Origin of the sequence: Leisingera daeponensis (genome assembly GCF_019801465.1) — a bacterium.
Taxonomy (GTDB): domain Bacteria; phylum Pseudomonadota; class Alphaproteobacteria; order Rhodobacterales; family Rhodobacteraceae; genus Leisingera; species Leisingera daeponensis_A.
This window is the reverse complement of record NZ_JAHVJA010000001.1, coordinates 290,442-315,894: the sequence shown is the minus strand read 5'-3', so window position 1 is coordinate 315,894 and position 25,453 is coordinate 290,442. Positions and strand designations below refer to the sequence as shown.

The following is a 25,453-nucleotide window of genomic DNA, read 5'->3' as shown; positions in this document are numbered from 1 at the left end:
TGCGGCAAAAAATTTTTGGGCGGCCAACAAGGCTGCTCTTTTGTTTCCGGCAAAATCTCCTATGCTTGACGGCAAATGAACAAAGGGTGACTGCATGTCCCGTGAAATTGACTATGGCAACCTGATGCACACTGCCATGCGCGGCCTGATCCGGACCGTGCTGCAGGACATCTCCGACAACGGCTTGCCCGGCAACCATCACTTTTTCATCACCTTCGACACGGCCCACCCCGATGTAGAACTGGCCGACTGGCTGTCCGACCGCTATCCCGGCGAGATGACCGTGGTCATGCAGCATTGGTTCGACAATCTGACCGTGGACGAAGACGGCTTTGCGGTCACGCTGAACTTCGGGGACTCGCCGGAGCCGCTCTATATCCCCTATGACGCGATCCGCACTTTCGTGGACCCCTCGGTGGAGTTCGGGCTGCGGTTCGAAAGCGCTGACGAAGAGGCCGACGGCTACGCCTCTGCCCCGGAGCCGGAGGACGAGCCGGAGATGGCTGAAGAGCCGCAGGAGCCCAAGAAAAAGGACGCGGATGTTGTGTCGCTTGACAGTTTCCGGAAGTAGGCCCGGCGCCGCTCCCGCACAGTAGACAGGCAGCCTTGCAGGGCTGCCTTTTTCTTTCCGGTCAATGCTTGGTCAGGAAGGTCGCCAATTTCCGCTGCGGCTCGCCATTCAGGCGGGAAACATAGACCAGGTCGAGCCCGCCCTCGGCCAATGTGCGGTCGTACTGCTGCATCTCGTAGTCGCCGTTCGGGTGAATGAACAGCGAAAAGACCGTCAGCGTGTCACCGGTTATCCGGCCCCAGACAAAGGGCTCCCCTTTCATCGGGTCTAGAGGCACCGAATGGCCGAAGACATTGCGCGTCATCGCAGAGGTGTAGACGCCGTTGCGCCCGGCTTTCTGAAATTCGATCTGGTAAGTCTTGGACTTCCTGCGGCCGTCGTCCTTTTCCGTGGTGGAAGTCCACTTGATGGTGAACCCCTTCTTCATCTCGCGGATCACCACGCTCATGTCCCTCGGATCGGTGTCGCCATCTGCCTTGACGATTTCAACGCTGCCGGAATACTCGCCTGCAAAGTCGGAAATTCCTGCCGCAAGCCCCTGCGCCGCAGCAAACACCGAAAGGCCCGCCGCCAGCAGCACAGCGGAAAAGGCCCGCATCGGCGCAGCAGTTCGTAAGTATATAGGCACCCGCATCTCCTTTCCGGCATGGCGGCGCAAGTCCTTGTAGTGCCAGCATAACACGGTTCCGGATATTTACAGCGCCCGGAATGCGCCAATTCGGCACTATACCTTGCGGCCCTTTTGGCTATGCTGCGCGCAACTGGCCAATTGCGCCGCATTCCGGCACAGGCTAAACGGCATACAATCGCATACTCAACGGAGAGACAGACGGATGTCCGCAACCCGCACCGAAACCGACAGTTTTGGCCCGCTTGAAGTCCCGGCAGAGAAATACTGGGGCGCGCAGACCCAGCGCTCGATCATGAACTTCCCGATCGGCTGGGAAAAACAGCCGGTGGCCATTGTGCGTGCGCTCGGCGTGATCAAAAAGGCCTGCGCCATGGCCAACAAAGCCTCGGGCAAGCTGGACGCGAAAATCGCCGATGCCGTGATCCAGGCGGCCGGCGAGGTGATCGAGGGCAAGTTCGACGACAACTTTCCGCTGGTGGTCTGGCAGACCGGCTCCGGCACCCAGTCCAACATGAACTCCAACGAGGTGATCGCAAACCGCGCCATCGAGATCCTGGGCGGCGTGATCGGCTCCAAGGATCCCGTGCACCCGAACGATCACTGCAACATGGGCCAGTCGTCCAACGACACCTTCCCCACAGCCATGCATATCGCCACCGCGATGTCTGTGCGCGACGTGCTGGTGCCCGGCCTGACCAAACTGGCCGAAGGGCTGGAGGCCAAGTCGGAAGAGTTCAAAGACATCATCAAGATCGGCCGCACCCATACCCAGGACGCGACCCCGCTGACCCTGGGCCAGGAATTCGGCGGCTACGCGCACCAGATCCGCCAGGGTCTGGCGCGGGTCGAGGCGGCGATGCCCGGCATTTACGAGCTGGCGCAGGGCGGCACCGCGGTCGGCACCGGCCTCAACACCCAGAAGGGCTGGAGCGAGACCGTGGCGGCAAATATGGCGGAAATCACCGGCCTGCCCTTTGTCACCGCGCCGAACAAGTTCGAGGCGCTGGCCGCCCATGACGCCATGGTGTTCCTGTCCGGCGCGCTCGCGACCATTGCGGGCAGCTGCTACAAGATCGCCAACGACATCCGCTTCCTCGGCTCCGGCCCGCGCTCCGGTCTGGGCGAGCTGATCCTGCCGGAGAACGAACCGGGCTCCTCGATCATGCCGGGCAAGGTGAACCCGACCCAGGCAGAAGCCCTGACCCAGGTGGCCGCGCATGTGATGGGCAATGACGCGGCGATCAAGTTCGCAGGCTCGCAAGGCCATTTCGAGCTGAACGTCTACAACCCGATGATGTCCTACAACCTGCTGCAGTCGATCCAGCTTCTGGGCGATGCGGCGGACAGCTTCACCGAGCGGATGCTGAACGGCATCCAGGCCAACGAGCCGCGCATCGACAAGCTGATGAAGGAGAGCCTGATGCTGGTCACCGCGCTGGCGCCGACCATCGGCTACGACAACGCCACCAAAGTGGCCAAGACCGCGCACAAGAACGGAACCACCTTGAAGGAAGAGGCCATCGCGCTCGGCTTTGTGGATGAGGCTACGTTCGACGCGGTGGTGCGCCCCGAGGAAATGATCGGTCCCAAGGACTGATGGGCAAGCCGGTCAATCTGAACCGGTACCGGAAAGATAAGGCGCGGGCCGAGAAAAAGGCCCGCGCCGACCGGAACGCCGTGACTTTCGGGCGGACCAAGGCTGAAAAGGACCTGGACAAGGCGCGTAACGTGCAAGACGCCCGCCGCCTGGACGAGCACAAGCGCGACGAATGAACTCCCGCCCCAAGAAGCATTCGCTGACCCTGCGCGGACACCGGACCTCGGTGTCGCTGGAGGATGAGTTTTGGGATGCCTTCCGTGAGATCGCCGCACGGGAAGACAGGGCAATCAATGACTTGGCAGCAGAAATCGACGAGACCCGAGGTGAGGACTGCGGGCTGGCGTCAGCGATCCGGCTGTATGTTTTGCGCAGTTTGAAAGCAAGTTAACCACGATCCCGGCCAGTGGCCGCATGCCACAAGTGTTTCGCACGGTCTCTACCAAATTATGGTTGCAGCAGATTTTTGACGTGAAATCCGCGCGCTATGGCGGGGTGGTGCGCCGCAAACTGCGGGATGTGGAAAGGAATGCCGGCCTGGCCCGGCTTCAAGCCCAGGTGCTGCGCCGCGGTGATCATACGGTGTTAAACGGCGAACAGGTCGTCATCTTCTGCAATAATGAACCCGTTCGCCTGTTGTGCTGACGCCAAAGTTTTCTGAAAATTTTGACTACCGTTTCGACAGCTGCAACCAGATCCCGTTCTTGGAGCGCACCGTAAGATGCGCCACCGGCACCGGTGCCTTGCCAGCCACCGGTTCAATGCGGAACCGGCGCAGGATCATCGAGAGGATCAGCGGCCCCTCGACCATGGCAAAGCCCGCTCCGGTGCAAACGCGGGAGCCTGCTGAAAACGGGATAAATGCCTCCCGCTGGCATCGCTTGCCGTTCTCCGTCCCCCAGCGCGCCGGGTCGAACCCGTCCGGGTTCTCCCACAGCCGCTCGTGCCGGTGCAGGTGCCAAGGGCTGAGGACCATCTGCGCGCCCTTGGGCACGGCACGGTTGCGGAAGCGTTCCGGGCAGGATGCCTGGCGCACCATCATCGGCACCGGCGGATACAGCCGCAAGGTTTCGCGAAAGACATCCCGGCTGATTTTCAGTTTGGACACCGAGGCAAAGCTCTCATCCTCCAGCGCAGCCGCTTCAGCCGCAACCTTCTCCTGCCATTCCGGGTAAAGCGCCATCAGATAAAGCGCCCAAGCCAAAGCGGAGGCGCTGGTTTCATGGCCCGCGAGAAAGAAGATCGCCACCTGATCCACCATCTCGGCGGTATCAAACGTGCTGCCGGTCTGCGGGTCCCGTGTTGTCATGATCTTGGTCGCCAGGTCATCCGGCGCGGTCCCCGCCCCGATCGCCGCCATCCGCTCCGTGGTCAGCTCTGCGATCAGCGCCCGGATTTCCGCTGCGTTCCGGCGGGTTCCGCGGCGGAAGAACCGCGGCATCCAGCCCGGCAGCGGCACGAAGGCAGCCAGGTTCAGCAGCGGCTGGCTGCGCTGGTAGTCGCGGAAGCGGGTGAACACTTGGCCCGCTACCTCATGCTCGATCGGGATCGAAAACAGCGTGCGGAAGATCACATCCGCTGCCGCGTGCGAGGTCTCTTCCTCAATCTCCACCGGCCCCTGCCTGCCCTCCAGCCGCTTGACTGCCGCCTCTGCTGCGGCTCGCATCGCCGGGTAGGTATCCTTCAGCCGCCCGCCCTCAAAAGCCGGATCAATGATCCGGCGCTGCCGCTTCCAGGTTTCGCCATTGGTCAGAAACACGGAATTGCCCAGCAAGGGCTTCAGCCCCTCTCCAATGCGGTCCGACTTTGGAAAATCATCCGGCCGGTCCTTCAGCAGCAGCTTCACCAGGTCCGGCTGGTTCACCAGGAAGGAGCGGAAGAACGGCGTGCGGAACTCTGCCATCCAGGCGCGGTACAGCTTTGCGGGCTGGGCCGAGAGAATGTCCTGGCGGAACAGCCGCAGATAGCGCCACAGCGACACGCGGCTGGCCCGCGCAGGCGGTTTTGGCGGAATAGTCAGAGTCATTCAGCCGCCACCGAAGTGAACTTGGATACAGGCACGTCAATCCGCGACTGCGAGGGTTTGCGGCCGCGGTAGCGTTCTTCCAGCGTCAGCGGCCCGGCCGTAATGCGGAAATAGTCATAGTCGCCGGGCCGGTCGAAAGCGCAGAGATACTGGAAATGCAGCCGGAAGAACCGCCAGCGCAGCTGCTTCCATCGTTCCGGACTGAGCGTCTGCGTGAAAGCGGCGGAGAACACCAGCGGCCAGCGCTTGCCTTCCGGCGCGACGCCGCTGACCGCCACCGGATCGCACAGCGCGAAGGCGCAGCCGTCACCCGGCGCGGTCACATCCACCCAGGCGAGTTCCCCCTGCTGAGACAGGTAGCGCAAATCCGCCCGCAGGCGCCCGGCCCGCGGCAGGAAGGAGACCATTGGCACCACCTGCCCCAATGTAAGAAACCCCAGCGCCGGACGCTGTGCAGGCAGCCCCTCGCGGAGCAGGTCTGCCAGCACGGACACCCCCAGATGCGCGCCGGAGGAATGGCCGACAACCAGCACCTCATCCAGGCTGTTGTCCGCCATCGCCGCACGGATCAGGGTGCGAAACTCCGCCATGCGGGCATCCATCTCCGGTGGAATGGCGCCTCGCGAAGCTGCCGAATGGGCATAGTCATGCATCAGGTAATAGGCAAAAAACTTGCCGTCACGCCTTTTGAACCACCGCAGCAGCGCGTAGCCCGCAGCAAGGCCCAGGACCCATCCGATGCTCGCGGCCAACGTGCCGCCCACCCCTGCGAACCCGGCCAGCACGCCAAATGCACGGGCCAGCCCCCAGGCCAGCAGAAGCGCCAGAAGCGCCTGCAAAAGCAGCATTCCCACCGGATAAAGCGCAGCGATCACCGGCCCTTTGCGCAACCGCATCAGGCGTCTCAGCGCTCCGGTGGCAATATAAACCCAGGCGGTCTTCAGGAGCAGCCAGTAAGTGCCGGGAATCGTCGCCTCCATGCTGCCGCGCACAATGTCGGACCAGACAAGAACTTCGATATCGGCCTCGCTCCGCAGCCCGTCCATTTCCGCAGCGGCGTGCCAGCCATAGGGGCCTCGGGTCCGTTTCGGCGCAAGCGCCAGGCTGTAGCCGGAAATCTCCGCCTGTGCAGCGCCTTCCTTGCGGTAAAGCTCACGGTAGCGGCGTGGGTGAATCGGGTCATATCCGGGGATGTAAAACACCCGCCGCCGGTGCACCTGCTGGGATTTGGAAACGGATTGATCCACGCTGACCTGCTCTGTCTTTCCGAAGGCAGGTTAGCAGTGCAATCCGGCGAGAGTAAGGCCCGGATGGTTCAAGAAAAAGGGGGCTGGCAGCCCCCTCGATCCATCCAGGTTCAGCCCAGAGCTGCCAGGGCCGGAAAGGTCTCCAGCAACCACCACGAAAAAGTGGTGAACAGCCCGGTGACCAGCATGACGCCGACGAACAGCAGGAGGCCGCCCATAATCTTTTCGATCAGCCCCATGTGCCGCTTCATCTTGTTCATCAGCGTCATCGACCGGTTGAGGAACATCGCGGCCAGCAGGAAGGGCACGCCCAGCCCCGCGGCATAAACGCCCAGCAGGATGGTGCCGCGGCTGACTGAAGCCTCCGACGCCGCCAGCGACAGGATCGCCCCCAGCTGCGGCCCGATGCAGGGGGTCCAGCCGAAGGCAAAGGCCAGCCCCAGCACATAGGCCCCCAGCGCCGAGCCCCCGGATTCCCCGGCCTCCATCCGCGCTTCGCGGTCCAGCAGCGGTATCCGGAAGACCGACAGGAAATGGAGACCGAAGACGATCACCACCACACCTGAGATCTGCGCGAAAAGCTCCTGATTCTTCAGCACAAAGGCGCCAAAGGCCGAGGCCGTGAAACCCAGCAGCAGAAACACGGTGGACAGCCCGAGAACAAAGAACAGCGCTGCAATGATGGCCTTGCGCCGCGCGGCAACCGTGCCTTGCATCTCGCCGATCGTCACTCCGCTCATGTAGGCCAGATAAGGCGGCACGATCGGCAGCACGCAGGGCGACAGGAAACTGATCACGCCGCCCAGCAGCGCCACCAGCATGGCAGGGAGCAGCCCTGCGTCGATGATCTCGATTCCAAACATGCCCAACACTTATGCCAGCATTTCTCCAAGGTCACGGGGACGGCTGGTCACATCCTTGTGGACAGCATGAAACATCGCGCTTATCTGCACACCATGACCGAGATCAATGAAAAATTGGACGCCATCGGGCTGCTGTGTCCCCTGCCCGTCCTAAAGGCACGCAAGCGGCTGAAATCGCTGCAGCCCGGCCAGGTTCTGGAACTGCTGGCGGATGACCCTGCAGCCGTCATCGACGTGCCGCATTTCTGCAATGAATCTGGCCACGAGTTTCTGGGGCACAGTGCCGGCGCAGGCCATCAGATCTACTTGATCCGCAAGGGCGGCTGACTTCCTGCGGCCCTTACCGGCCGATCGGCGCGCATAGCGTCAGAAAATTCCAGTGCAAAAAAGAAAGGCAGGCCAACCGGCCTGCCTTTCTTTTGAGTTTTTCCGGCCTCAGCTGCCCATTGACCACCAGCCGCGGCGCTTGGGTTTCGGCGAGGCCGCCGGTTCCGGCTCAGCTTCCGCTCCAGCCATGGCAGGTTCCGGCTGCTTCTCTTCACTTTCAGGCGCAAGCTCGGGATCTGAGGCTTCTTCTTCAGCCGCCTCCTCTGCGACAGGCTCTTCCGCCACAGCTTCTGCCACAGCTTCAGGCTCTGCCGCTTCGGTTTCCTCATCGGCTGCGGGGGCCTCTGCCACCGCTTTGGATTCTGCAGCTGCTGCGGCGTCAGCCTCTGCCGCGTCTGCCTGTGCCGGGCCTTCTTCTGCAGGGTCTGCGGCCTGCGCTTCGGCCAGGACGGCCGCGGCTTCAGCTTCGGTTTCCGCATCCGGCTGTTCCGCCGCAACTTCCGCTTCCGACGCCTGCACGGACTCGCCCGCAGATTCAGCCGCAACCTCCGCCGCCTCTGCGCCTTCCTTCTCCGCTGCAGCTTCCTCAGCGACCGCAGCTTCCGCCTCGGCCGACTTGGTCTTCGGCTTGCGCGAACGGGTGCGGGTACGGGTGCGTTTCTTCTCTTTCACCTCTTCTACAGCGGGCTCTTCACCTTCCGCAGCGGGTTCTGCAGGCTCAGCGGCCTCTTCCTTGGGCTGCTCCTGGTCGTCGCCGCCCTCTTCACCGTTATCGCCTGCCTCGCCGTTCTGCGACAGCTCGCCATTGCCGGACTTGCGGCGGCGGCGGCGGCGGCGCTTGCGCTTGGGCTTATCATCCACCGACGCCTCTTCCGCGGTCTCGGGTGCCGCCGGAGCCTCTTCCTCGTCCTGCATGGCCTCGTCAGCGTCCACCTGATCCATGATCGAGGTGTCCACCGAAACCACAGGCGCGCTGGCCGCAGGCACGTTGCGGGACGCGGTCTTGAACTTCTCAAGAACAAAGTCCGGGCTCACCAGATGCGCGTCGCCTTCGATCCGCACCGACAGGCCGTAACGCGCCTCGATTTGGGCGATGTGCTCGCGCTTCTGGTTCATCAGGAAGTTGGCGATGGAGACCGGGCAGCGCACCAGAACCTCGCGGGAGCGGCGGCGGGTGCCCTCTTCCTCGATCTGGCGCAGAATCGACAGCGCCATGGAATCGTCGGAGCGGATCAGCCCGGTGCCGTGGCAATGCGGGCACGGCGCGGTGGTCGCCTCGATCATGCCGGGGCGCAGCCGCTGGCGCGACATTTCCATCAGGCCGAAGCCCGAGATCCGGCCCACCTGGATGCGGGCGCGGTCGGTCTTCAGCTTGTCCTTCATGCGCTTTTCGACGGCGGCGTTGTTCTTGCGCTCGTCCATGTCAATGAAGTCGATGACGATCAGACCTGCCAGGTCGCGCAGACGCAGCTGGCGCGCCACCTCTTCAGCAGCCTCCAGGTTGGTCTTAAGCGCGGTTTCCTCGATCGAGCCTTCCTTGGTCGCCCGGCCGGAGTTCACGTCGATGGCCACCAGAGCCTCGGTCACGCCGATGACGATATAACCGCCGGACTTCAGCTGCACGGTCGGGTTGAACATGCCCCCCAGGTAGCTTTCGACCTGGAAGCGGGCGAACAGCGGCAGCCCGTCCTGGTAGTGCTTCACGTTCTTGGCGTGGGACGGCATGATCATCTTCATGAAGTCCTTGGCGATGCGGTAGCCGCGGTCGCCTTCCACCAGAACCTCGTCGATCTCGCGGCTGTAAAGGTCGCGGATCGAGCGTTTGATCAGGTCGCCCTCTTCATAGATCTTGGCGGGCGCGATGGATTTCAGCGTCAGCTCGCGGATCTGCTCCCACAGGCGCTGCAGGTATTCATAGTCGCGCTTGATCTCGGACTTGGTGCGTTTGGCACCGGCGGTGCGCACGATCAGGCCTGCGCCGGTCGGCACGTCCAGTTCGGTTGCGATGTCCTTCAGTTTCTTGCGGTCGGCTGCATTGGTGATCTTGCGGGAGATGCCGCCGCCGCGGGCGGTGTTGGGCATCAGCACGCAGTAGCGCCCGGCCAGCGACAGGTAGGTGGTCAGCGCCGCGCCCTTGTTGCCGCGCTCTTCCTTGACGACCTGCACCAGCAGCACCTGGCGCACCTTGATCACTTCCTGAATCTTGTAGCGGCGCGGGCGCGGTTTGCGCGGCGGACGGATGTCCTCGCTGTCATCCTCGTCGGCAACCGACTCGATGCTTTCGTCCTTGGTGGCGGCGTCAGCCCGACCGGCCTTGCGCTCGTCGCCACCTTCTTCGTCACCGTCTTCAGCGTCGACTTCGGCTTTAGCTTCTTCAGCCTCAGTCGCGGCCTCAGCAGATGCTGCTTCCGCCTCGGCCTCGGCTTCGCTCTCTCCGGAGACTTCCGCCACGGCTTCCTCAGCCGGAACTTCCTCAGCCTCCAGTGCTTCTGCAGAGGCAGTTTCACCTGCCTCCGAAGCGCCGGTTTCTTCCGGCTCTTCCACCGGGGTCTCGGCAACACGCTCCATCGGCGAGGAGCCTTCCGGCACCTCGGCCAGTTCCGCCGGGACGTCCGCAGCCGCGGAGCTGTCTGTCAGGTCGATCGTTTCCATACCGGCGATTTCGCCGCCGGCGGCGTCGGAGGTCTCAACCTCCTTGGTTTCCACGGCATCTTTGGACGATGCCTTGGCCGCCTTGGCAGAGGACTTGGAGCGGCGCGAGCGCTTCGGCTTGGCCGGTTTCTCTTCCTCGTCCTCATCGCGGGCGCGCATTGCCTCGGCATAAGCGCGCTCTTCCTCCATCAGGGCCTCACGGTCCGCGACGGGGATCTGGTAATAATCCGGGTGGATTTCCGAAAACGCCAGGAAACCATGGCGGTTGCCGCCATAGTCTACAAACGCCGCCTGCAGGGAGGGCTCAACCCGGGTTACTTTTGCGAGGTAAATGTTGCCAGCAAGCTGGCGTTTGTTTTCGGATTCAAAGTCAAATTCCTCAACCTTGTTTCCATCGACCACCACAACGCGGGTCTCTTCCGCGTGGGTGGCGTCAATAAGCATCTTCTTTGCCATGGGTCCTTGGTGCACCTGCCCTGTGCGCCCGCAAGCCTCCTGCTTCCAGGCGGCCGCGCGCGTTTCGGGTGGTGTCTTGTCAGGGCGATCTCGGACGGCGCGGTGCAGCAGGTGGTCCCGGGTTCGATGCCCGGCCTTCCTGCCTCAGTGCTCTTCGCTCTCGCGCGCGTCATCGCGGTTCTTCTCCGGCAGCCGGGACTGCCCGGCACTGCCTTGTTATCCCTTCACCGGTTTACTGTCCGGTTCGGGCGCTAAACTGCCCCCTTGTTTCAAGAGGGCCAATCGGTCTGGCTGCAGCTTTCTCGGATCATGCCGGACAAAAGCCAGAGCCAGCGAAACTCATCAGAACGGGCGAAACCACTTGCCGGTTTCCGGCCCGTTGGGCCAGCATAAGGCCTGTGGATAGGTAATGACAATGGACATTCGTCACCGCCCGGCCTGAAAATGCAAACGGCCCGCCCCTGTCAGGCAAGCCGTTCATTTCAGGTGACTTTCCCACCGGACAGCGGTTCCCGGCACAGACAACCGGGCAATTCACTCATTTTCCGGACCGTTTGCCGTGGCGGCAGCAGTCTGCCGAAAGCTCAGCTCAGGTAATCCGAGCGTTGCAGGCCGTACTTCGCCATTTTCTCGTTCAGAGTCCGGCGCGGCAGGCACAGCTCGTCCATCACGCTGGCGATCGAGCCCTTATGACGGCGCATGGTGTTGTCGATCAGCATCCGCTCAAAGGCTTCCACGTATTCCTTCAGCGGCTTGCCTTCGGTGGTCATCACCGGCTGCATTTCCTCGTGATCCGACATCAAGAGCGAGGCAATGGTGCCCGAGCCGCGGCGCGACTGCAGCACCGCGCGTTCTGCAATATTGATCAGCTGACGCACGTTGCCCGGCCATGGCGCCTGCAGCAGTTGCGCGGCTTCCTGAGCGCTCACTTGCGGCGCGTCGCAACCGTATTCCTCGGAGAACTGTTCGGAAAGACGGGTGAACAGGGTCAGGATGTCCTCGCCGCGCTGGCGCAGCGGCGGCACGGTAATGCGCAGGGCCGCCAAGCGGTAGAACAGGTCCGGCCGCAGGGCGTCCTCGCAGGTCTTGCCCGCTTCCTGCAGGTTGGAGATCGCGATGATCCGGGTTTCTGCCGGCGTGCCCTGCTCATTGATCACGCTCAGCAGCTTCGCCTGCAAGGTTTCCGACAGCGCGTCGATGTCTTCCAGCACCAGGGTGCCGCCGCGGGCTTCTTCAACCGCGGGCAGCATGCTGTCTTCCGGCAGCATCGGGCCGAACAGCCGTTTTGCCAGCGCTTCCTCTTCCAGCGCAGCGCAGGAAATCAGCACGAATTTCTTGCCCGCGCGGCTGCCGACCGCGTGCAGAGCATGCGCGACCAGCGTCTTGCCTGTGCCGGTCTCGCCGTCGATCAGCACATGACCGTCAGCCTGGCCAAGGTCGAGGATATCCTCACGCAGGCGCTCCATCACCGGGCTCTGGCCGATCAGCTTTTTCATAATCTGGCCGCCGTCAGACAGTTCGCGCCGCAGGGCCCGGTTGTCCAGCGTCAGGCGGCGGGCGCCGGTGGCGCGCTTGGCCAGCTCCGACATCCGGTCCGGGTTGAAGGGTTTCTCCAGGAAGTCGAAGGCCCCCACGCGCATCGCCTCAACCGCCATCGGCACATCGCCGTGGCCGGTGATCATGATCACCGGCAATGCGCTGTCGCTGCCCATCAGCTTCTTCAGGAACTGCATGCCATCCATGCCCGGCATCTTGATGTCGGAGATCACAATGCCCGGATAATCCGGCCCCAGAACCTTCAGCGCCTCTTCCGCGCTGGAGAAGGTCTCCGTGTCATACCCCGACAGCGCCAGCCATTGGCTGATCGACTGCCGCATATCCTGTTCGTCGTCCACGATCGCGATTTTCATAGCCTGGGCCATGCGCGTTCTCTCCTAATCACTCCTGGCTGCCCTATTCGGCAGCTTCGATACCGTCCACCAGGACCGGCAATTGCATCTCAAAGACCGCGCCGCCGTTCTGGCCGTTGCGGGCGGTCAGCCGTCCCCCGAGGTCGTTGACGATCCCCGAGGAGATGGCAAGCCCCAATCCAACCCCGTCACCGGGCTGCTTGGTGGTGTAAAAAGGCTCGAACAGGTTGTCGAAGTCCTTGATACCCATCCCATTGTCGCGCACCGACAGGGTCGCAGTCTCGCCGGCCGCCAGCAGGATTTCCACCTCAGGGTCGTCCACAGATTTGGTGGCGTCCAGCGCATTGCGCAAGAGGTTGACCATCACCTGCTCCAGCCGCATCCGGTCGCCCATCACCATAACAGGTTCTTCCGGCAGGATGCGGGTTATTTTCACATGCCGCTGACGCAGTTGCGGCTCCATCATCGACAGGCTTGAGGCCAGCGCATCGCCAAGATTTACTGGGCTGAACGCATCGCCGCCCTTGCGCGCGTAGGATTTGAGCTGGCGGGTGATCGCCCCCATCCGCTCAATCAGATCATCGATGCGCCCGAAGGAGGCCAGCGCCTCGTCCGGACGGTTCCGGTTCAGCAGCAGCCGGGCGCCGGCCAGATAGGTTTTCATCGCCGCCAGCGGCTGGTTCAGCTCATGGCTGACGGCGGCAGACATCTCGCCCAAGGCTGCCAGTTTCGAGCTCTGCGCCAAGCTCTGCTCGGCCACCGCAAGGGTCTTTTGCATGCGCTCGCGTTCGGCAATTTCCCGCTGAAGGCGAGCGTTCAATACGCGAAGCTCTGCCGACTCGCGCTGGAACAGCGCCATCCGAAGCGCCGTCTTGCGGCTGAGAAAATAGAAAGCCAGCGCCAGAAGGATGGCGAATCCCATGATCTCCAGAGCCAGAACAGCATTTACACGCTCGCGGACCGAGGAATAGGTGGTGAAGGTCGCCATCCGCCAGCCCTGGAACGGCACCCGGGTTTCCAGCCGCATCACCGCCTCACCCTGCAGGTAGGCATCCGGCGGCAGCGCCGTCCAGTCTGTGGTGGCACGGATCGCGCGCTGAATGGCCCCTTCCGGCGTCTGCAGCGTCAGCGCCTCTGCCTCCTTCAGCCCGCGCCAGCGCGCTTCCGTGGCCAGGATGATGTTTCCGGTGCTGTCCGTGACCAGAACGGCATCCGAAATGCCGGCCCAGGCGCGTTCAAACTTCTGCAGGTCGACCTCGACAACAATAGCGCCCAGCACACCGGTCGCGTCCACTATGCGCCGCGAATAGGTGAACCGGTAGCCGCCGACCTCCCGCGGGATAACGGAGAACACCGTCGATTTCGCACGCACGGCATCGACGAAATAGGCGGCGTTGCGGTGGCTCTCGCCCAGCCGGTTGCGGTCGGTTGCCGCCACCGTGCGCCCGTCCTGCGCCAGGAGCATGATAGAGGCTGCGCCGATCTCGTCGACAAAGGAGATCAGCCGCTGGGTGGAGAGGGAAAAGTCGCTCGACTGCAGCGCCGAAATAAGCGTCTGGTCGCGCGCCAGCAGCTGCGGCACGATGGCGTGCTGGCGCAGCTCGCTCAGCAGGTTGCCGGAATAAAGCGCCAGACGCAGTTCAGCGCGGTTGCGGGTGCTTTCGGTGAACCGGTGGGTCAGCGCCCGGTTGGTGGTCCAGACAGTAACCGCGGCCACAGCCATAAAAAGAACCAGCGCCAGACGCGCCCGCCACGAAATCGTGCGCGAGCGCGCCTTGGGTGTTTTTTTGCTCGGATCGGTGCGCGGGGCGGTCATGCCCTAAACCTATTGCGGCCGCTCCGCTTGCTCAAGTCACGCAGCGGTGACCATCCCGGCCAATGCGCGGAACACTGCCGCACCATCGGTGCCGCCATGGCCCTGGTCAGCAGCCCGCTCCGGATGCGGCATCATCCCGAGAACACGGCGGTTTTCCGACAAGATGCCGGCGATGTCCGCAACCGAACCGTTGGGGTTCTCCTCATAGGTGAAGGCCACCCGGTCCTGATCCTGCAGCGCCTTGACGGTGTCCGCATCGGCAAAATAGTTGCCGTCGTGGTGGGCAATCGGCACCCCGATCACGTCGCCTGCGCCATAGCCCTGAGTGAACACGCTGTCAGAGGTCGCGACCTTCAGGTCGACAGTGCGGCAGATGTACTTGAGGCCGGCATTGCGCAGCAGCGCCCCCGGCAGCACGCCGGTTTCGGTCAGGATCTGGAATCCGTTGCAGACGCCGATGGCATAGCCGCCGCGGTCGGCATGTTCGATCACAGCCTTGCAGATCGGAGACTGGGCCGCGATGGCCCCGCAGCGCAGATAATCGCCATAGGAGAACCCGCCCGGAACCCCGACGATGTCGATGCCTTCGGGCAGCGCGCTGTCCTTGTGCCAGACCATCGACACATCAAAACCGGCCTGCTCGAACGCCACCGCAAGGTCGCGGTCGCAGTTCGAACCCGGGAAAACAACAACCGCCGCTTTCATCAGGCCATCTCGATGCTGTAGGATTCGATCACGGTGTTGGCCAGCAGCTTCTCGCACATCGCGGTCACGTCGGCTTCGGTTGCGCCTTCGGCCAGATCCAGGTCGATCACCTTGCCCTGACGCACGCCCTCGACCTTGTCAAAGCCCAGAGCGCCAAGCGCGTGGCGCACGGCCTCGCCCTGCGGATCCAGAACCCCGTTCTTCAGCATCACATGCACCCGTGCCTTCATCGCGTCATCCCTCAGGTTTTCGATGGCGAAGCCCCAAGCGGGCTTCTTCTTTGCAAAAAATACTCAAAGACCCGCGGCGCGGTCAGGCGCAGCGGGTCCCTGTCTCAGTTGACCAGCGTCGGCTTGCCCGGCGCAGGCGGATTGTTCGGCATCACGCCCAGGCGGCGCGCCACTTCGCTGTAGGCGTCGGTCAGGCTGCCCAGATCGCGGCGGAACACGTCCTTGTCCAGCTTCTGACCGGTATTGATGTCCCACAGGCGGCAGCTGTCCGGGCTGATCTCATCAGCGATCACCAGGCGCTGGAAATCGCCCTCGTAGATGCGGCCGATCTCGATTTTGAAGTCGACAAGGCGGATGCCGACAGCCAGGAACACGCCCGACAGGAAGTCGTTCACCCGCAGCGCCAGGCTCAGGATGTCGTCCATGTCCTGCTGGCTGGCCCAGCCGAAGGCTGCGATGTGTTCCTCAGTGACCAGCGGATCGCCCAGGGCATCATCCTTGTAGCAGTATTCCACCACCGGCCGCGGCAACTGGGTGCCCTCGTCGATACCCAGGCGCTTGGAGATCGAACCGGCCGCGTAGTTGCGCACGATCACTTCCAGCGGAATGATCTCGCAGCTGCGCACCAGCTGTTCGCGCATGTTCAGGCGTTTCAGGAAGTGGGTCGGTACGCCGATCTGCGCCAGACCCAGCATGAAGAACTCGCTCAGGATGTTGTTCAGGACACCCTTGCCCTCGATCACGTCGTGTTTTTCGGCGTTGAAAGCAGTGGCGTCGTCCTTGAAATACTGGACGATGGTGCCGGGCTCGGGGCCCTCGTACAGAGTCTTGGCCTTGCCTTCATAAATCTTCTTGCGACGCGCCATTGGGAACCTTTCGGGTCAATGCCGGGAATCCGGCCTGCGATGTGCCGCTCTCATAGTGCAAGGGGGCTTCAGCCGCAAGCTTGCTGCACTGACCGGGTGAACGGCATCCCCGGCCGCAACCGCCCCTGTCTGCGCCCGCCGCTCCGGGCAGACCCGCCCGCCCCGTTCGCATGATTGCTCAAAGGCCTTTCCAGACAGAGTTTTTTCTTGCCCTGAGCCGGTATCATGCTCCTATCATACAAGGGGTACAATAGGTTTAATGAGGACGCGACATGACAACATTTGACGAACGCGAACAGGCCTTCGAAGCAAAGTTCGCGCATGACGAGGAAATGCAGTTCAATGCGGAGGCGCGCTGCAACAAGTTGCTGGGCCTGTGGGCGGCCGGGCTGCTGGGATTGAGCGGCAGCGACGCCGAAGCATTTGCCAGAACGATCGTCGCAGCGGACCTGGAAGAAGCCGGCCACGAAGACGTGGTGCGCAAGCTGGAAAAGGAACTGCACGGCAGGACCTCTGCCGAAGACATCCGGATGAAGCGTGCAGAACTGCTGCCGCAGGCCAAAGCACAAATCCTGACGGAGGCCGGCTGACGCCCGCCGTCCCGCATCCGCGCGCGGGCTCCACCTTCTGATTGCTGCGGCCGCAGCAGCCGCTGCCGATCTAGGCCGCATAAGTTCCGCGCGCTGGCGCAATTTCCCCTAGGCCGCCCGTTTTGCGGCAGCCGGGAGGCGCTCTCATAATGAAGATGAAGAAAATGAAATTGCCCTTGCGCGCCCGGCGTGAGACAGGGGAAGCAGACCAATTTGCCGCCCGGCCCGCCGGGGCGGCCTGCTGACACGGAACTTTATCGATGACAAACACTTTCACTCGTCTGCTGGAAACCAAGGACGTGCTTCTGGCGGATGGCGCGACCGGAACCAACCTGTTCGCCATGGGCCTGCAGTCCGGCGACGCGCCGGAGCTGTGGAACGTCGACGAGCCCAAGAAAATCCTGGCACTGTACCAGGGGTCCGTTGATGCAGGCAGCGACCTGTTTCTGACCAACAGCTTCGGCGGCACCGCCGCACGGCTCAAGCTGCACGACGCGCAGGGACGGGTGCGGGAACTGAACCGCATCGCCGCCGAACTCGGCCGCGAGGTGGCGGACAAGGCGGACCGCAAAGTTGCCGTGGCAGGATCGGTCGGCCCCACCGGGGAGATTTTCGAGCCCGTCGGCGAAATGTCCCATGCGCTGGCAGTCGAGATGTTCCATGAGCAGGCCGATGCCCTGAAGGAGGGCGGCGCCGACGTGCTGTGGCTGGAAACCATTTCCGCGCCGGAGGAATTCCGCGCGGCAGCCGAGGCCTTCAAGCTGGCGGACATGCCCTGGTGCGGCACCATGAGCTTTGACACCGCTGGCCGCACCATGATGGGCGTGACCTCCTCGGACCTGGCCCAGCTGGTGGAAGAGTTTGAAAATGCGCCGCTGGCCTTTGGCGCCAACTGCGGCACCGGCGCCTCAGACATCCTGCGCACCGTCCTCGGCTTTGCCGCCCAAGGCACCGAGCGCCCCATCATCTCCAAGGGCAATGCCGGCATTCCCAAATATGTCGACGGCCACATCCATTATGACGGCACCCCGGAACTGATGGGCGAATACGCCGTGATGGCCCGCGACGCCGGTGCCAAAATCATCGGCGGCTGCTGCGGCACCATGCCCGATCACCTGCGCCACATGCGCGCCGCATTGGACAGCCGCCCGCGCGGCGACCGCCCGGCACTGGAAAAAATCGTTGAAGTGCTCGGCCCCTTCACCTCCGACAGCGATGGCACCGGAGAAGATGCCGGAGCCGGCGCAGAGCGCCGCGGACGTCGCGGACGGCGCCGCGCCTGACAGCCGCAGCAGGCAAGCACTGATCCACACGAAATGGCGCCGCAGGTGAACACGCGGCGCCATTTTCTGTTTCATTAGCCGCCGCGCTGGCGGCCGTCCCGGCGTCCTTCAGCCAGGCTAACCGACGATGCTGAAACCGTGGATTGCGGGGTCAGGTTCGGTCCTTTCGGTGAGGACATCCTTGACTGAAGCAGCGCCCGGGCCGCGCCCCATCCTGCGCACCATATCCGCAACGCTGGCGGCCGGCCCCATCAGCAAAGCCCGGACCGAACCGTCCGGCTCATTGCGCACCCAGCCCGACAGCCCGTGGCGCAGCGCTTCCGCCCGCGCCCAGGTGCGGAAGGCCACGCCTTGCACGCGTCCCGTGACACGCGCCTTTACAGCAACAGAAGTCATTGGACACCTTCCTTTCCGTCATGAAGGGCCCCAGCATAGCACATATTGCCACCGCCGCTGATCAAGAAAGAGTCAGAACAGGGCCATCTGGTCGCCCGGCTGCGGCGGTCTTGCAAACAGATCGCAGCGCAGCGCCGCCGTCCGCTCCTTCAGGCCCAGCCGCCTGCACGCCGCCTTGAACCGCTGCGCGATCATTTCGGCATACCGCCCCTCGCCCCGCATCCGGTGGCCCCATCGCGGGTCATAGTCGCGTCCGCCATGCATTTCCCGCAGCCGCGTCATCACCTTGGCAGCGCGGCCAGGTTCATGTTCCGCCAGCCACTCCTGCCACAGTTCCGACACCTCCCGCGGCAGCCGCAGCATGATCCAGCTGGCGGCATCCGCCCCGGCCTCCGCCCCGGCGGCGAGCAGCGCCTCCAGTTCATGATCCGTCAGCCCCGGAACAACCGGCGAGGTCATCACCCGCACCGGCACCCCGGCATCTGCCAGCCGCCGGATCGCGGCCAGGCGCCGGGCCGGCAGCGGCGCCCTCGGCTCCATCCGGCGGGACAGATCCGGGTCCAGCGTGGTCACCGAAACCCCCACCCGCACCAGCCCCCTGGCCGCCATCGGCGCGAGGAGGTCCAGGTCCCGCTCCACCATTGCTCCCTTGGTCACGATTGCCACAGGGTGGTTGAATTCGCTCATCACCTCCAGGCAGCCGCGGGTGATGCGCAGGTCCCGCTCGCAGGGCTGGTACGGGTCGGTATTGGTGCCAAGCGCAATCGTGCCCGCCTTGTAACGCGGCGCCGCCAGTTCCTTGCGCAGCACTTCGGCGGCATTGGGACGCGCCACCAGCCGGGTCTCGAAATCCAGCCCCGGCGACAGCCCCAGATAGGCATGGGTCGGCCGTGCGAAGCAGTAGATGCAGCCATGCTCGCAGCCCCGGTACGGGTTGATGGACCGGTCGAACGGCAGATCGGGAGACCGGTTGTACGTGATCAAGGTGCGCGCCGTCTCCTGCCGCACCTCGGTGGGAATCACCGCTTGCGGCATCTCCTGGAACCAGCCGTCGTCCACGGCCTCCCGCGCCATGTCATACCGGCCTGCCGCATTGCTGAGGCTGGCGCGCGTTTTGCGGCGCAATGGAAGTGGCGTGTTTTCCGTCGGCATGGACGCAAACTAGCGGCCACAGCGGAACAAATAAAGAACAAATGGGCAATTTCGAAGATTTCCATGTGGAATCTTCATTATTCTTGCGCCGGAATTGTCTCTATACGTCGGTTAGAACAGCGGCAATGTCGCAAATAATGCAGTCCGCGGGCAGCATTCTGTCACAAAAGCCTCTGAAACAGGCCAACACCGGGGATTCCCCCGTCAGCAAGGATTAGGCGCATGTCGGACGAAGAAGACATCATCCTCTCGGAACTCGATGACGAGGAACTTGTTCAGCAGATGTTTGACGACCTTTATGATGGTCTCAAAGAAGAAATCGAAGAAGGGGTGAACATCCTTCTCGAGCGCGGCTGGGTTCCCTACGACATCCTGACCAAGGCTCTGGTGGGCGGCATGACCATCGTCGGCGCCGATTTCCGCGACGGCATCCTGTTCGTTCCGGAAGTGCTGCTGGCAGCCAACGCAATGAAGGGCGGCATGGCCATCCTGAAGCCGCTGCTGGCCGAAACCGGCGCACCGCGCGTCGGCTCCATGGTGATCGGCACCGTCAAGGGCGACATCCACGACATCGGCAAGAACCTGGTTTCCATGATGATGGAAGGCGCAGGCTTCGAAGTTTACGACATCGGCATCAACAACCCGGTCGAGAACTACCTGGAAGCTATGGAAGAGCACAAGCCCGACATCCTCGGCATGTCCGCTCTGCTGACCACCACCATGCCCTACATGAAGGTGGTCATCGACACCATGGTCGAGCAGGGCCTGCGCGACGACTACATCGTGCTGGTCGGCGGCGCGCCGCTGAACGAAGAGTTCGGCAAGGCCATCGGCGCTGACGGCTATTGCCGTGACGCAGCCGTGGCCGTGGAAATGGCCAAGGACTTCGTTGCGCGCAAGCACAACTCGATGAGCGCCTGATTTGGCACGCAAAGGACGTGCAGCCCGCTTGACCGAGCGGGCTGCCTTCCGCCCGCCGACCGGGCGGACGCTTGAGGAAAACTCCCTCACCGAACAGGGTCTGGCTGCCCCTGAGAAAAAAACCGGCCGCATCCTGCTGATCGCCTGCGGCGCGCTTGCGCGCGAAATCCTTGATATCAAGGAGACAAACGGCCTGGATCACATCGACCTCACCTGCCTGCCTGCCAAGCTGCACCTCTACCCGGAGCAGATCACCGACGCCATTGAAGGTGCCGTGGCCAAGCATTCAGCGGTCTATGACAAGATCTACGTGGTTTACGCCGACTGCGGCACCGGCGGCGCGCTGGAGCGCAAATGCGCAGAGCTGGGCGTCGAGATGGTGGCGGGCCCGCATTGCTATTCCTTCTTCGAGGGCAACGACACCTTTGCCAAACATGCCGATGAGGGCGAAATCACCGCCTTCTACCTGACCGACTTCCTGGTCAAGCAGTTCGACGCCTTTGTCTGGCGCCCGATGGGCCTGGACAAGAACCCGGAGCTGCGGGACATGGTGTTCGGCAATTACACCAAGCTGGTCTACCAGTCTCAGGTCAGCGACCCCAGGCTGGTGGAAAAGGCCCGCGAATGCGCGGACCGCATGGGGCTGGCGTTCGAGCACCGCCACACCGGCTACGGCGATCTGGAAACCGCCATTTCGCGTTGGGCCAAATAGGCCGTTCATCGTTTCGGAAATACTCCAGGCAGCGCGAGGGACCGGCCCCTCGCCCGCTCTCCTCAGGCCTGCGCCATCGCGGTATCGCGGATCCGCTCGATCATCGCCCGCAGCCCGTTCGAGCGCTGCGAGGACAAATGCTCGTTCAGGCCCAGCCTGCCCAATTCCGCCCTGGCATCCACCGCTGTCACCTCGGCCAGCGGCAGCCCGTTGTAAAGGCAGCGCAGCACCGCAATCAGGCCGCGCACGATCATCGCGTCGCTGTCGCCGTCAAAACGGAACGCACCGCCCTCGACGGTGGCGTGCAGCCAGACCTGGCTGGCGCAGCCGTCGACTTTGGTTGCGGGTACTTTCAGCGCATCGTCCAGCGGCTCCATCGCCCTGCCCAGGTCGATCACATGCCGGTAGCGGTCCTCCCAGTCCTCCATGAACTCGAAGTCTTCCACGATCTCTTCAAAGGCGGCAGTGGCCATTGTCCGTCTATCCTCAAAAACCGCATCCGGTGCAGATCAGCACCTAAGCCCCTGCCCGCCGCTTTTCAACCGCTTTTCAAGCCGCAGCCAATCGGGTAATCCGTTGCAAAGACATTTTGAATGGGCGGGGACGGATGCATAAACCATTGGCTCTCACATTGGCCTGCGCGCTGGTGCTATCAGCGTGCGGCTGGCGGGATTCACGGCTGAACCCGACCAACTGGTTCGGCAGCTCCGAACCGGCAGAGGTTGAAGTGGCCGGAAACGTCAACCCTCTGCTGCCGCAGGAAACCAACGCCCGCGGCATCTTCGCCAAGAAGCCGCCCAAGGACAAAAGCGTCCTGATCAGCCGGATCGACAGCCTCGAGATCGAGCGGACCAGCACCGGCGCCATCATCCACGCAACCGGCATTGCGGCGCGCCAGGGCGCCTTCGACGTGGAGCTGCGCCGGGCCGAGGGCACTGAGGATGGTGTTCTGACCTATGATTTCCGGATCGTGTATCCGGAGGAGCCGACGATCACCGGCAGCGAGTTCAGCCGCACACTGCACGCCGCCCGCACCCTGTCGAACCAGGACCTGCAGGACGTCCGCATCGTGCGGGTGAACGGCGAGACCAACGCACGGGAAAGCCGCCGCCGCTGAGCCCTCGGCAGCGAAAAGGAAAAAACGCCCGCTTCCGCGGGCGTTTTTCTTTTCGCATCCTGGCAGCTGCCGCAGCGTTCCGGCAGTTACAATTCCACAACCTTCACGTCCTGCCCCTTGGCCGCAAGACCGATCTTGCCTTCGCACAGGCGCAGCGCATCGGCCCCGAACACCTCGCGGCGCCAGCCGCTGAGGGCCGGCACATCGCGCAGGCCCGCCGCAATCGCGTCCAGGTCCGCGCTCGGCGCGATCAGTTTCGCTGCGACCCCTTCGGCCTCGGTCTTGGCTTTCAGCAGCACCCGCAGCAGGTCGGCCAGCGCCGGATTCACCTGCAGCTTCTCCTTGCTGCGATCCATCTTCGGATGCTTTTCGGGAGGACAGGCAACGCCCTTGGCCACGGCCTCCAGGATGCCTTCGGCAATCGCCCCCTTGCGCGCCTCGCGCAAAAGAAGGCGGGACCCGCCCAGATCACCCGGATTTCGCGGCTTGGTCGAGGCCAGCTCGACCAGCGCGTCATCCTTGAACACCCGGTTGCGCGGCACATTGTTGGTCTGCGCATAGGTCTCGCGGAAGGCCGCCAGTTCGCGGACCACCGCCAGGAACTTGCCAGAGCTGGTCCGGGTTTTCACCCGCTTCCAGGCATCCTCCGGCCGGATATCATAGGTCGCCGGATCGGTCAGCACCTGCAGCTCCTCGGTTACCCAATGGGCACGGCCGCTCTTGTCCAGTTCCGCCGCCAGGAACTCATAGATCTTGCGCAGGTGGGTCACATCCGCCAGCGCATAGGTTTTCTGCGCCTCGCTCAGCGGGCGGCGCGACCAATCTGTGAAACGGGAAGTCTTGTCCAGCCCCTGCTTGACGATCTTGCGCACCAGCGTCTCATAGCCCGCCTGCTCGCCAAAGCCACAGACCATCGCCGCGACCTGGGTGTCGAACAGCGGCTTCGGAAAGACCTGCGCGTCGACCCAGAAGATCTCCAGATCCTGGCGCGCGGCATGGAACACCTTGACCACATTCTCGTTGCGGAACAGCTCATAAAGCGGCTCCAATGAGATGCCGTCGGCCAGCGGATCGACCAGGACCGCGTCGTCCTCGCCGTCCCCGGCAAAGGCCAGCTGGATCAGGCACAGCTTGGAGTAATAGGTCCGTTCCCGCAGAAACTCGGTATCCACCGTGACATAGTCGTGCTGCGCTGCAGCTTCGCAGAAGGCCTGCAGTTCTTCGGTAGAGGTCAGAGTTTTCATCAATTACGGCTTTTTGTTTATCGGTATGACCGGCCCGTGATACGCGCTTGTTTCAGCCAATGCAAACAGGTGCCAGACCGGGCCGGGCATTCTGACGGCCCTGCTGTGGCTCCCGGCACACGGGCCTCCCATCAGTTCACATTCCGTGATGTGTCCTACCGCAAACATTCATTTTCATAATACCCGCCGCAGTCGTAGATTGCGGGCACACCCTTCACAGGAGGATAGACGATGACCGTTCTTGATCTTTTCCCCGCGAAAACCGGTGGTTTCACCCTGTCCCGCGGGCTGATTCCGCTCCTGGCGGCGGCATTGCTGCTGGCGCTGGTCGGCCTGCCCGCTTTGATGGCACCGGCGCCGCAATCAGAGCTGCTGGATTGGCGCGGAAACAGCGCGGCCTCGCAGGCGTCGCGCTAGGGCAGCTGCACCGGCGTCTTGTCGCCCGCGGCAAAGCGGCGCAGCACGGCGGGATACAGTTTGTGCTCCTGCACCAGCACCCGCGCAGCCAGCGCATCCGGGGTATCATCCGCCAGCACCGGCACCCGCGCCTGCCCCAGAACCGGCCCATCATCCAGAAGCGGCGTCACCTCATGCACAGTGCAGCCATGCTCGGCGTCGCCGGCTTCCAGCGCACGGGCGTGGGTGTGCAGCCCCTTGTATTTCGGCAGCAGCGAGGGGTGGATGTTCAGCATCCGCCCCTCGAACTGCGAGACGAACCCGGCTGTCAGCACCCGCATGAACCCCGCCAGGCAGACGATATCGGCCCCCGCTTCAAAGATGGGTTTCACCAGCTCAGTCTCAAATGCTTCCCGGTCGCCCTTGAACGGGCGGTGGTCCACCACGGCGGTTGCCACACCAGCCGCAGCGGCCTTGGCCAACCCGCCGGCATCCGCATTATTGGACAGCACAAGGCAGGCGCGTGCCGGGTGGTCGCCGGTCATGCTTTCCAGCAGCGACACCATATTGGAGCCGCCGCCGGAAATCAGGATCGCGACCTTCTTGTGGCTCACAGCAGCTTGCCCGAATAGCGCATGCCGGCGCCTGCGGTGACGGTGCCCAGACGGGCCACGGTTTCGCCTTCACCTTCCAGCACCTTCACCAGCTCATCGGCGCGGTCGGCGGAGACCGACAGGATCATGCCGATGCCGCAGTTGAAGGTCTTCAGCATTTCGGCTTCGGCGATACCGCCGGTTTCGGCCATCCATTTGAACACGGGCGGCAGCTCCCAGGCGTTCAGGTCGATGTCGGCGCCCAGATCGTCGGGCAGCACCCGCGGCAGGTTCTCGGTCAGCCCGCCGCCGGTGATATGGGCCAGTGCGTGCACGCCCCCTGCCCGCACCGCAGCCAGGCACTGTTTGACGTACAAGCGGGTCGGGGTCAGCAGCGCCTCGCCCAGGGAGCCCTCGCCGAACGGGCAATCCGCATCCCAGCCCAGGCCCGAGACTTCCACCAGCTTGCGCACCAGAGAGTAGCCGTTGGAGTGCACACCGTCAGAGGCCAGTCCCAGCAACACATCGCCTTCCGCCACGCCTTCGGGCAGCGCCGAGCCGCGCTCCATCGCGCCCACTGCAAAACCTGCGAGATCAAAGTCGCCCTCAGGGTACATACCCGGCATCTCCGCGGTCTCGCCGCCGATCAGCGCGCAGCCGGAGCGCACGCAGCCCTCGGCGATGCCTTCGATGATGCGGGCGGCAATGTCGGTTTCCAGCTTCCCGGTGGCGAAATAGTCGAGGAAGAACAGCGGCTCGGCGCCCTGGCAGACCAAATCGTTCACGCACATCGCCACCAGGTCGATGCCGACACCGTCGACCACGCCGGTGTCGATGGCAATCCGCAGCTTGGTGCCGACGCCGTCGGTGGCGCCGACCAGGATCGGATCGTTGTAGCCGGCGGCCTTCAGGTCGAACAAGGCGCCGAAACCGCCCAGCCCGCTGGCCACGCCGGGGCGGTTGGTGCGCTTGGCGGCCGGCTTGATCCGGTCAACCAGGGCGTTGCCCGCATCAATGTCCACACCTGCATCCGCATAGGTCAGGCCGTTCTTGCCGCTGGTCATCACATGGCTCCTTCAAATCGGTTGCGCAGCCTTTAGCGCAAGGCGCATCAGAAGGGAACTAGGGAATCCGCTGCGCCGTCTCTGACAG

At 63.4% G+C, this 25,453-nt stretch carries 28 protein-coding genes; 12 read left to right on the top strand and 16 right to left on the bottom strand.

The genetic code is table 11. From position 1 onward, the window contains the following. Positions 1-94: 94 nt before the first annotated feature. A complete protein-coding gene (locus KUV26_RS01605) occupies positions 95-571 on the top strand; it encodes an SspB family protein (RefSeq protein ID WP_222502386.1) in 477 nt (158 codons plus the stop codon). Positions 572-632: 61 nt separating this feature from the next. Here KUV26_RS01605 and KUV26_RS01600 read toward each other — a convergent pair whose 3' ends face one another. Then, a complete protein-coding gene (locus KUV26_RS01600; RefSeq protein WP_222507101.1) occupies positions 633-1,205 on the bottom strand; it encodes a hypothetical protein in 573 nt (190 codons plus the stop codon). A 199-nt stretch (positions 1,206-1,404) separates the two neighbouring features. Between KUV26_RS01600 and fumC the strand changes: the two genes are divergently transcribed. Genes fumC through KUV26_RS01580 form a run of 4 tightly spaced genes read left to right on the top strand, consistent with a single transcriptional unit; the run spans position 1,405 to position 3,444 of the window. Continuing rightward, positions 1,405-2,799 (top strand): class II fumarate hydratase, encoded by a 1,395-nt coding sequence (gene fumC / locus KUV26_RS01595; RefSeq protein WP_222507100.1) that lies wholly within the window; start codon positions 1,405-1,407, stop codon positions 2,797-2,799. Beyond that, the gene (locus tag KUV26_RS01590) at positions 2,799-2,975 is read left to right on the top strand and encodes a DUF4169 family protein (protein ID WP_222502383.1); all 177 of its coding nucleotides are present in this window, start codon (positions 2,799-2,801) and stop codon (positions 2,973-2,975) included. The genes fumC and KUV26_RS01590 overlap by 1 nt, the downstream gene beginning before the upstream one ends. Beyond that, positions 2,972-3,190: a ribbon-helix-helix domain-containing protein gene (locus KUV26_RS01585; protein WP_222502382.1), complete on the top strand. Its 219-nt coding sequence runs from the start codon at positions 2,972-2,974 to the stop codon at positions 3,188-3,190. The genes KUV26_RS01590 and KUV26_RS01585 overlap by 4 nt, the downstream gene beginning before the upstream one ends. Before the next feature lie 23 nt (positions 3,191-3,213). Beyond that, complete coding sequence (locus KUV26_RS01580; protein WP_222507099.1) at positions 3,214-3,444, top strand: N-(5'-phosphoribosyl)anthranilate isomerase; 231 nt, start codon at positions 3,214-3,216, stop codon at positions 3,442-3,444. A 25-nt stretch (positions 3,445-3,469) separates the two neighbouring features. On the opposite strand, the gene KUV26_RS01575 is transcribed toward KUV26_RS01580, so the two are convergent. The 3 genes from KUV26_RS01575 to KUV26_RS01565 form a co-directional block, all read right to left on the bottom strand. Then, the gene (locus tag KUV26_RS01575; protein ID WP_222507098.1) at positions 3,470-4,825 is read right to left on the bottom strand and encodes a cytochrome P450; all 1,356 of its coding nucleotides are present in this window, start codon (positions 4,823-4,825) and stop codon (positions 3,470-3,472) included. Further along, positions 4,822-6,072, bottom strand: a complete 1,251-nt coding sequence (locus KUV26_RS01570) for a hypothetical protein (protein ID WP_315900051.1) — start codon at positions 6,070-6,072, stop codon at positions 4,822-4,824. Before KUV26_RS01570 ends, KUV26_RS01575 begins: the two co-directional genes overlap by 4 nt. Positions 6,073-6,182: 110 nt before the next feature. Beyond that, on the bottom strand, positions 6,183-6,935 hold the full coding sequence (locus KUV26_RS01565) for a cytochrome c biogenesis CcdA family protein (protein ID WP_222502380.1): 753 nt from the start codon (positions 6,933-6,935) through the stop codon (positions 6,183-6,185). 93 nt (positions 6,936-7,028) lie between these two features. Between KUV26_RS01565 and KUV26_RS01560 the strand changes: the two genes are divergently transcribed. Next, a complete protein-coding gene (locus KUV26_RS01560) occupies positions 7,029-7,262 on the top strand; it encodes a sulfurtransferase TusA family protein (protein WP_222507500.1) in 234 nt (77 codons plus the stop codon). A gap of 108 nt (positions 7,263-7,370) precedes the next feature. Here the strand turns inward: KUV26_RS01560 and KUV26_RS01555 are convergent, their stop codons facing one another. From KUV26_RS01555 to purC, 6 genes are all read right to left on the bottom strand, one after another. Then, positions 7,371-10,370: a ribonuclease E/G gene (locus KUV26_RS01555; RefSeq protein ID WP_222507097.1), complete on the bottom strand. Its 3,000-nt coding sequence runs from the start codon at positions 10,368-10,370 to the stop codon at positions 7,371-7,373. Between the two features lie 584 nt (positions 10,371-10,954). Next, positions 10,955-12,292 carry a sigma-54-dependent transcriptional regulator gene (locus KUV26_RS01550; protein WP_222502378.1) on the bottom strand — a complete coding sequence of 446 codons (1,338 nt, stop codon included), beginning with the start codon at positions 12,290-12,292 and terminating at the stop codon, positions 10,955-10,957. Positions 12,293-12,323: 31 nt separating this feature from the next. Further along, positions 12,324-14,096, bottom strand: a complete 1,773-nt coding sequence (locus tag KUV26_RS01545) for an ATP-binding protein (RefSeq protein WP_222502377.1) — start codon at positions 14,094-14,096, stop codon at positions 12,324-12,326. A gap of 36 nt (positions 14,097-14,132) precedes the next feature. After that, complete coding sequence (purQ, locus tag KUV26_RS01540; protein WP_222502376.1) at positions 14,133-14,801, bottom strand: phosphoribosylformylglycinamidine synthase subunit PurQ; 669 nt, start codon at positions 14,799-14,801, stop codon at positions 14,133-14,135. Further along, positions 14,801-15,031: a phosphoribosylformylglycinamidine synthase subunit PurS gene (gene purS, locus KUV26_RS01535; protein ID WP_019297460.1), complete on the bottom strand. Its 231-nt coding sequence runs from the start codon at positions 15,029-15,031 to the stop codon at positions 14,801-14,803. The genes purQ and purS overlap by 1 nt, the downstream gene beginning before the upstream one ends. Before the next feature lie 104 nt (positions 15,032-15,135). Further along, positions 15,136-15,897 carry a phosphoribosylaminoimidazolesuccinocarboxamide synthase gene (purC, locus tag KUV26_RS01530; RefSeq protein WP_039145684.1) on the bottom strand — a complete coding sequence of 254 codons (762 nt, stop codon included), beginning with the start codon at positions 15,895-15,897 and terminating at the stop codon, positions 15,136-15,138. Between the two features lie 272 nt (positions 15,898-16,169). Here purC and KUV26_RS01525 point away from each other — a divergent pair, with 272 nt between their 5' ends. Together KUV26_RS01525 and bmt are read left to right on the top strand one after the other, a co-directional pair. After that, complete coding sequence (locus tag KUV26_RS01525; RefSeq protein ID WP_222502375.1) at positions 16,170-16,487, top strand: DUF1476 domain-containing protein; 318 nt, start codon at positions 16,170-16,172, stop codon at positions 16,485-16,487. Positions 16,488-16,747: 260 nt separating this feature from the next. Continuing rightward, entirely contained in the window at positions 16,748-17,770 is a 1,023-nt protein-coding gene (gene bmt, locus KUV26_RS01520) for a betaine--homocysteine S-methyltransferase (RefSeq protein ID WP_222507096.1), read from the top strand. A 117-nt stretch (positions 17,771-17,887) separates the two neighbouring features. On the opposite strand, the gene KUV26_RS01515 is transcribed toward bmt, so the two are convergent. Beyond that, on the bottom strand, positions 17,888-18,166 hold the full coding sequence (locus tag KUV26_RS01515; RefSeq protein ID WP_222502373.1) for an acylphosphatase: 279 nt from the start codon (positions 18,164-18,166) through the stop codon (positions 17,888-17,890). Positions 18,167-18,238: 72 nt separating this feature from the next. Next, positions 18,239-19,318, bottom strand: a complete 1,080-nt coding sequence (locus KUV26_RS01510; protein ID WP_222507095.1) for a PA0069 family radical SAM protein — start codon at positions 19,316-19,318, stop codon at positions 18,239-18,241. A gap of 222 nt (positions 19,319-19,540) precedes the next feature. Between KUV26_RS01510 and KUV26_RS01505 the strand changes: the two genes are divergently transcribed. Both KUV26_RS01505 and KUV26_RS01500 read left to right on the top strand, forming a co-directional pair. Then, on the top strand, positions 19,541-20,239 hold the full coding sequence (locus tag KUV26_RS01505; RefSeq protein WP_222502371.1) for a corrinoid protein: 699 nt from the start codon (positions 19,541-19,543) through the stop codon (positions 20,237-20,239). 1 nt (position 20,240) lies between these two features. Beyond that, a complete protein-coding gene (locus tag KUV26_RS01500; protein WP_222507094.1) occupies positions 20,241-20,951 on the top strand; it encodes a DUF1638 domain-containing protein in 711 nt (236 codons plus the stop codon). Positions 20,952-21,013: 62 nt separating this feature from the next. Here KUV26_RS01500 and KUV26_RS01495 read toward each other — a convergent pair whose 3' ends face one another. Further along, positions 21,014-21,424 (bottom strand): SufE family protein, encoded by a 411-nt coding sequence (locus KUV26_RS01495; protein WP_222507093.1) that lies wholly within the window; start codon positions 21,422-21,424, stop codon positions 21,014-21,016. 134 nt (positions 21,425-21,558) lie between these two features. Between KUV26_RS01495 and KUV26_RS01490 the strand changes: the two genes are divergently transcribed. Further along, the gene (locus KUV26_RS01490) at positions 21,559-22,068 is read left to right on the top strand and encodes a hypothetical protein (protein ID WP_222507092.1); all 510 of its coding nucleotides are present in this window, start codon (positions 21,559-21,561) and stop codon (positions 22,066-22,068) included. 86 nt (positions 22,069-22,154) lie between these two features. Here KUV26_RS01490 and rnd read toward each other — a convergent pair whose 3' ends face one another. Further along, positions 22,155-23,312 (bottom strand): ribonuclease D, encoded by a 1,158-nt coding sequence (rnd, locus tag KUV26_RS01485; protein ID WP_222507091.1) that lies wholly within the window; start codon positions 23,310-23,312, stop codon positions 22,155-22,157. A 231-nt stretch (positions 23,313-23,543) separates the two neighbouring features. Between rnd and KUV26_RS01480 the strand changes: the two genes are divergently transcribed. Then, the gene (locus KUV26_RS01480; RefSeq protein ID WP_222502366.1) at positions 23,544-23,729 is read left to right on the top strand and encodes a hypothetical protein; all 186 of its coding nucleotides are present in this window, start codon (positions 23,544-23,546) and stop codon (positions 23,727-23,729) included. Here the strand turns inward: KUV26_RS01480 and purN are convergent. Both purN and purM read right to left on the bottom strand, forming a co-directional pair. After that, a complete protein-coding gene (purN, locus tag KUV26_RS01475) occupies positions 23,726-24,322 on the bottom strand; it encodes a phosphoribosylglycinamide formyltransferase (protein WP_222507090.1) in 597 nt (198 codons plus the stop codon). The two genes, KUV26_RS01480 and purN, sit on opposite strands and share 4 nt — an antisense overlap. After that, positions 24,319-25,365: a phosphoribosylformylglycinamidine cyclo-ligase gene (purM, locus tag KUV26_RS01470; RefSeq protein ID WP_222502364.1), complete on the bottom strand. Its 1,047-nt coding sequence runs from the start codon at positions 25,363-25,365 to the stop codon at positions 24,319-24,321. Before purM ends, purN begins: the two co-directional genes overlap by 4 nt. Between the last annotated feature and the right edge of the window lie 88 nt (positions 25,366-25,453).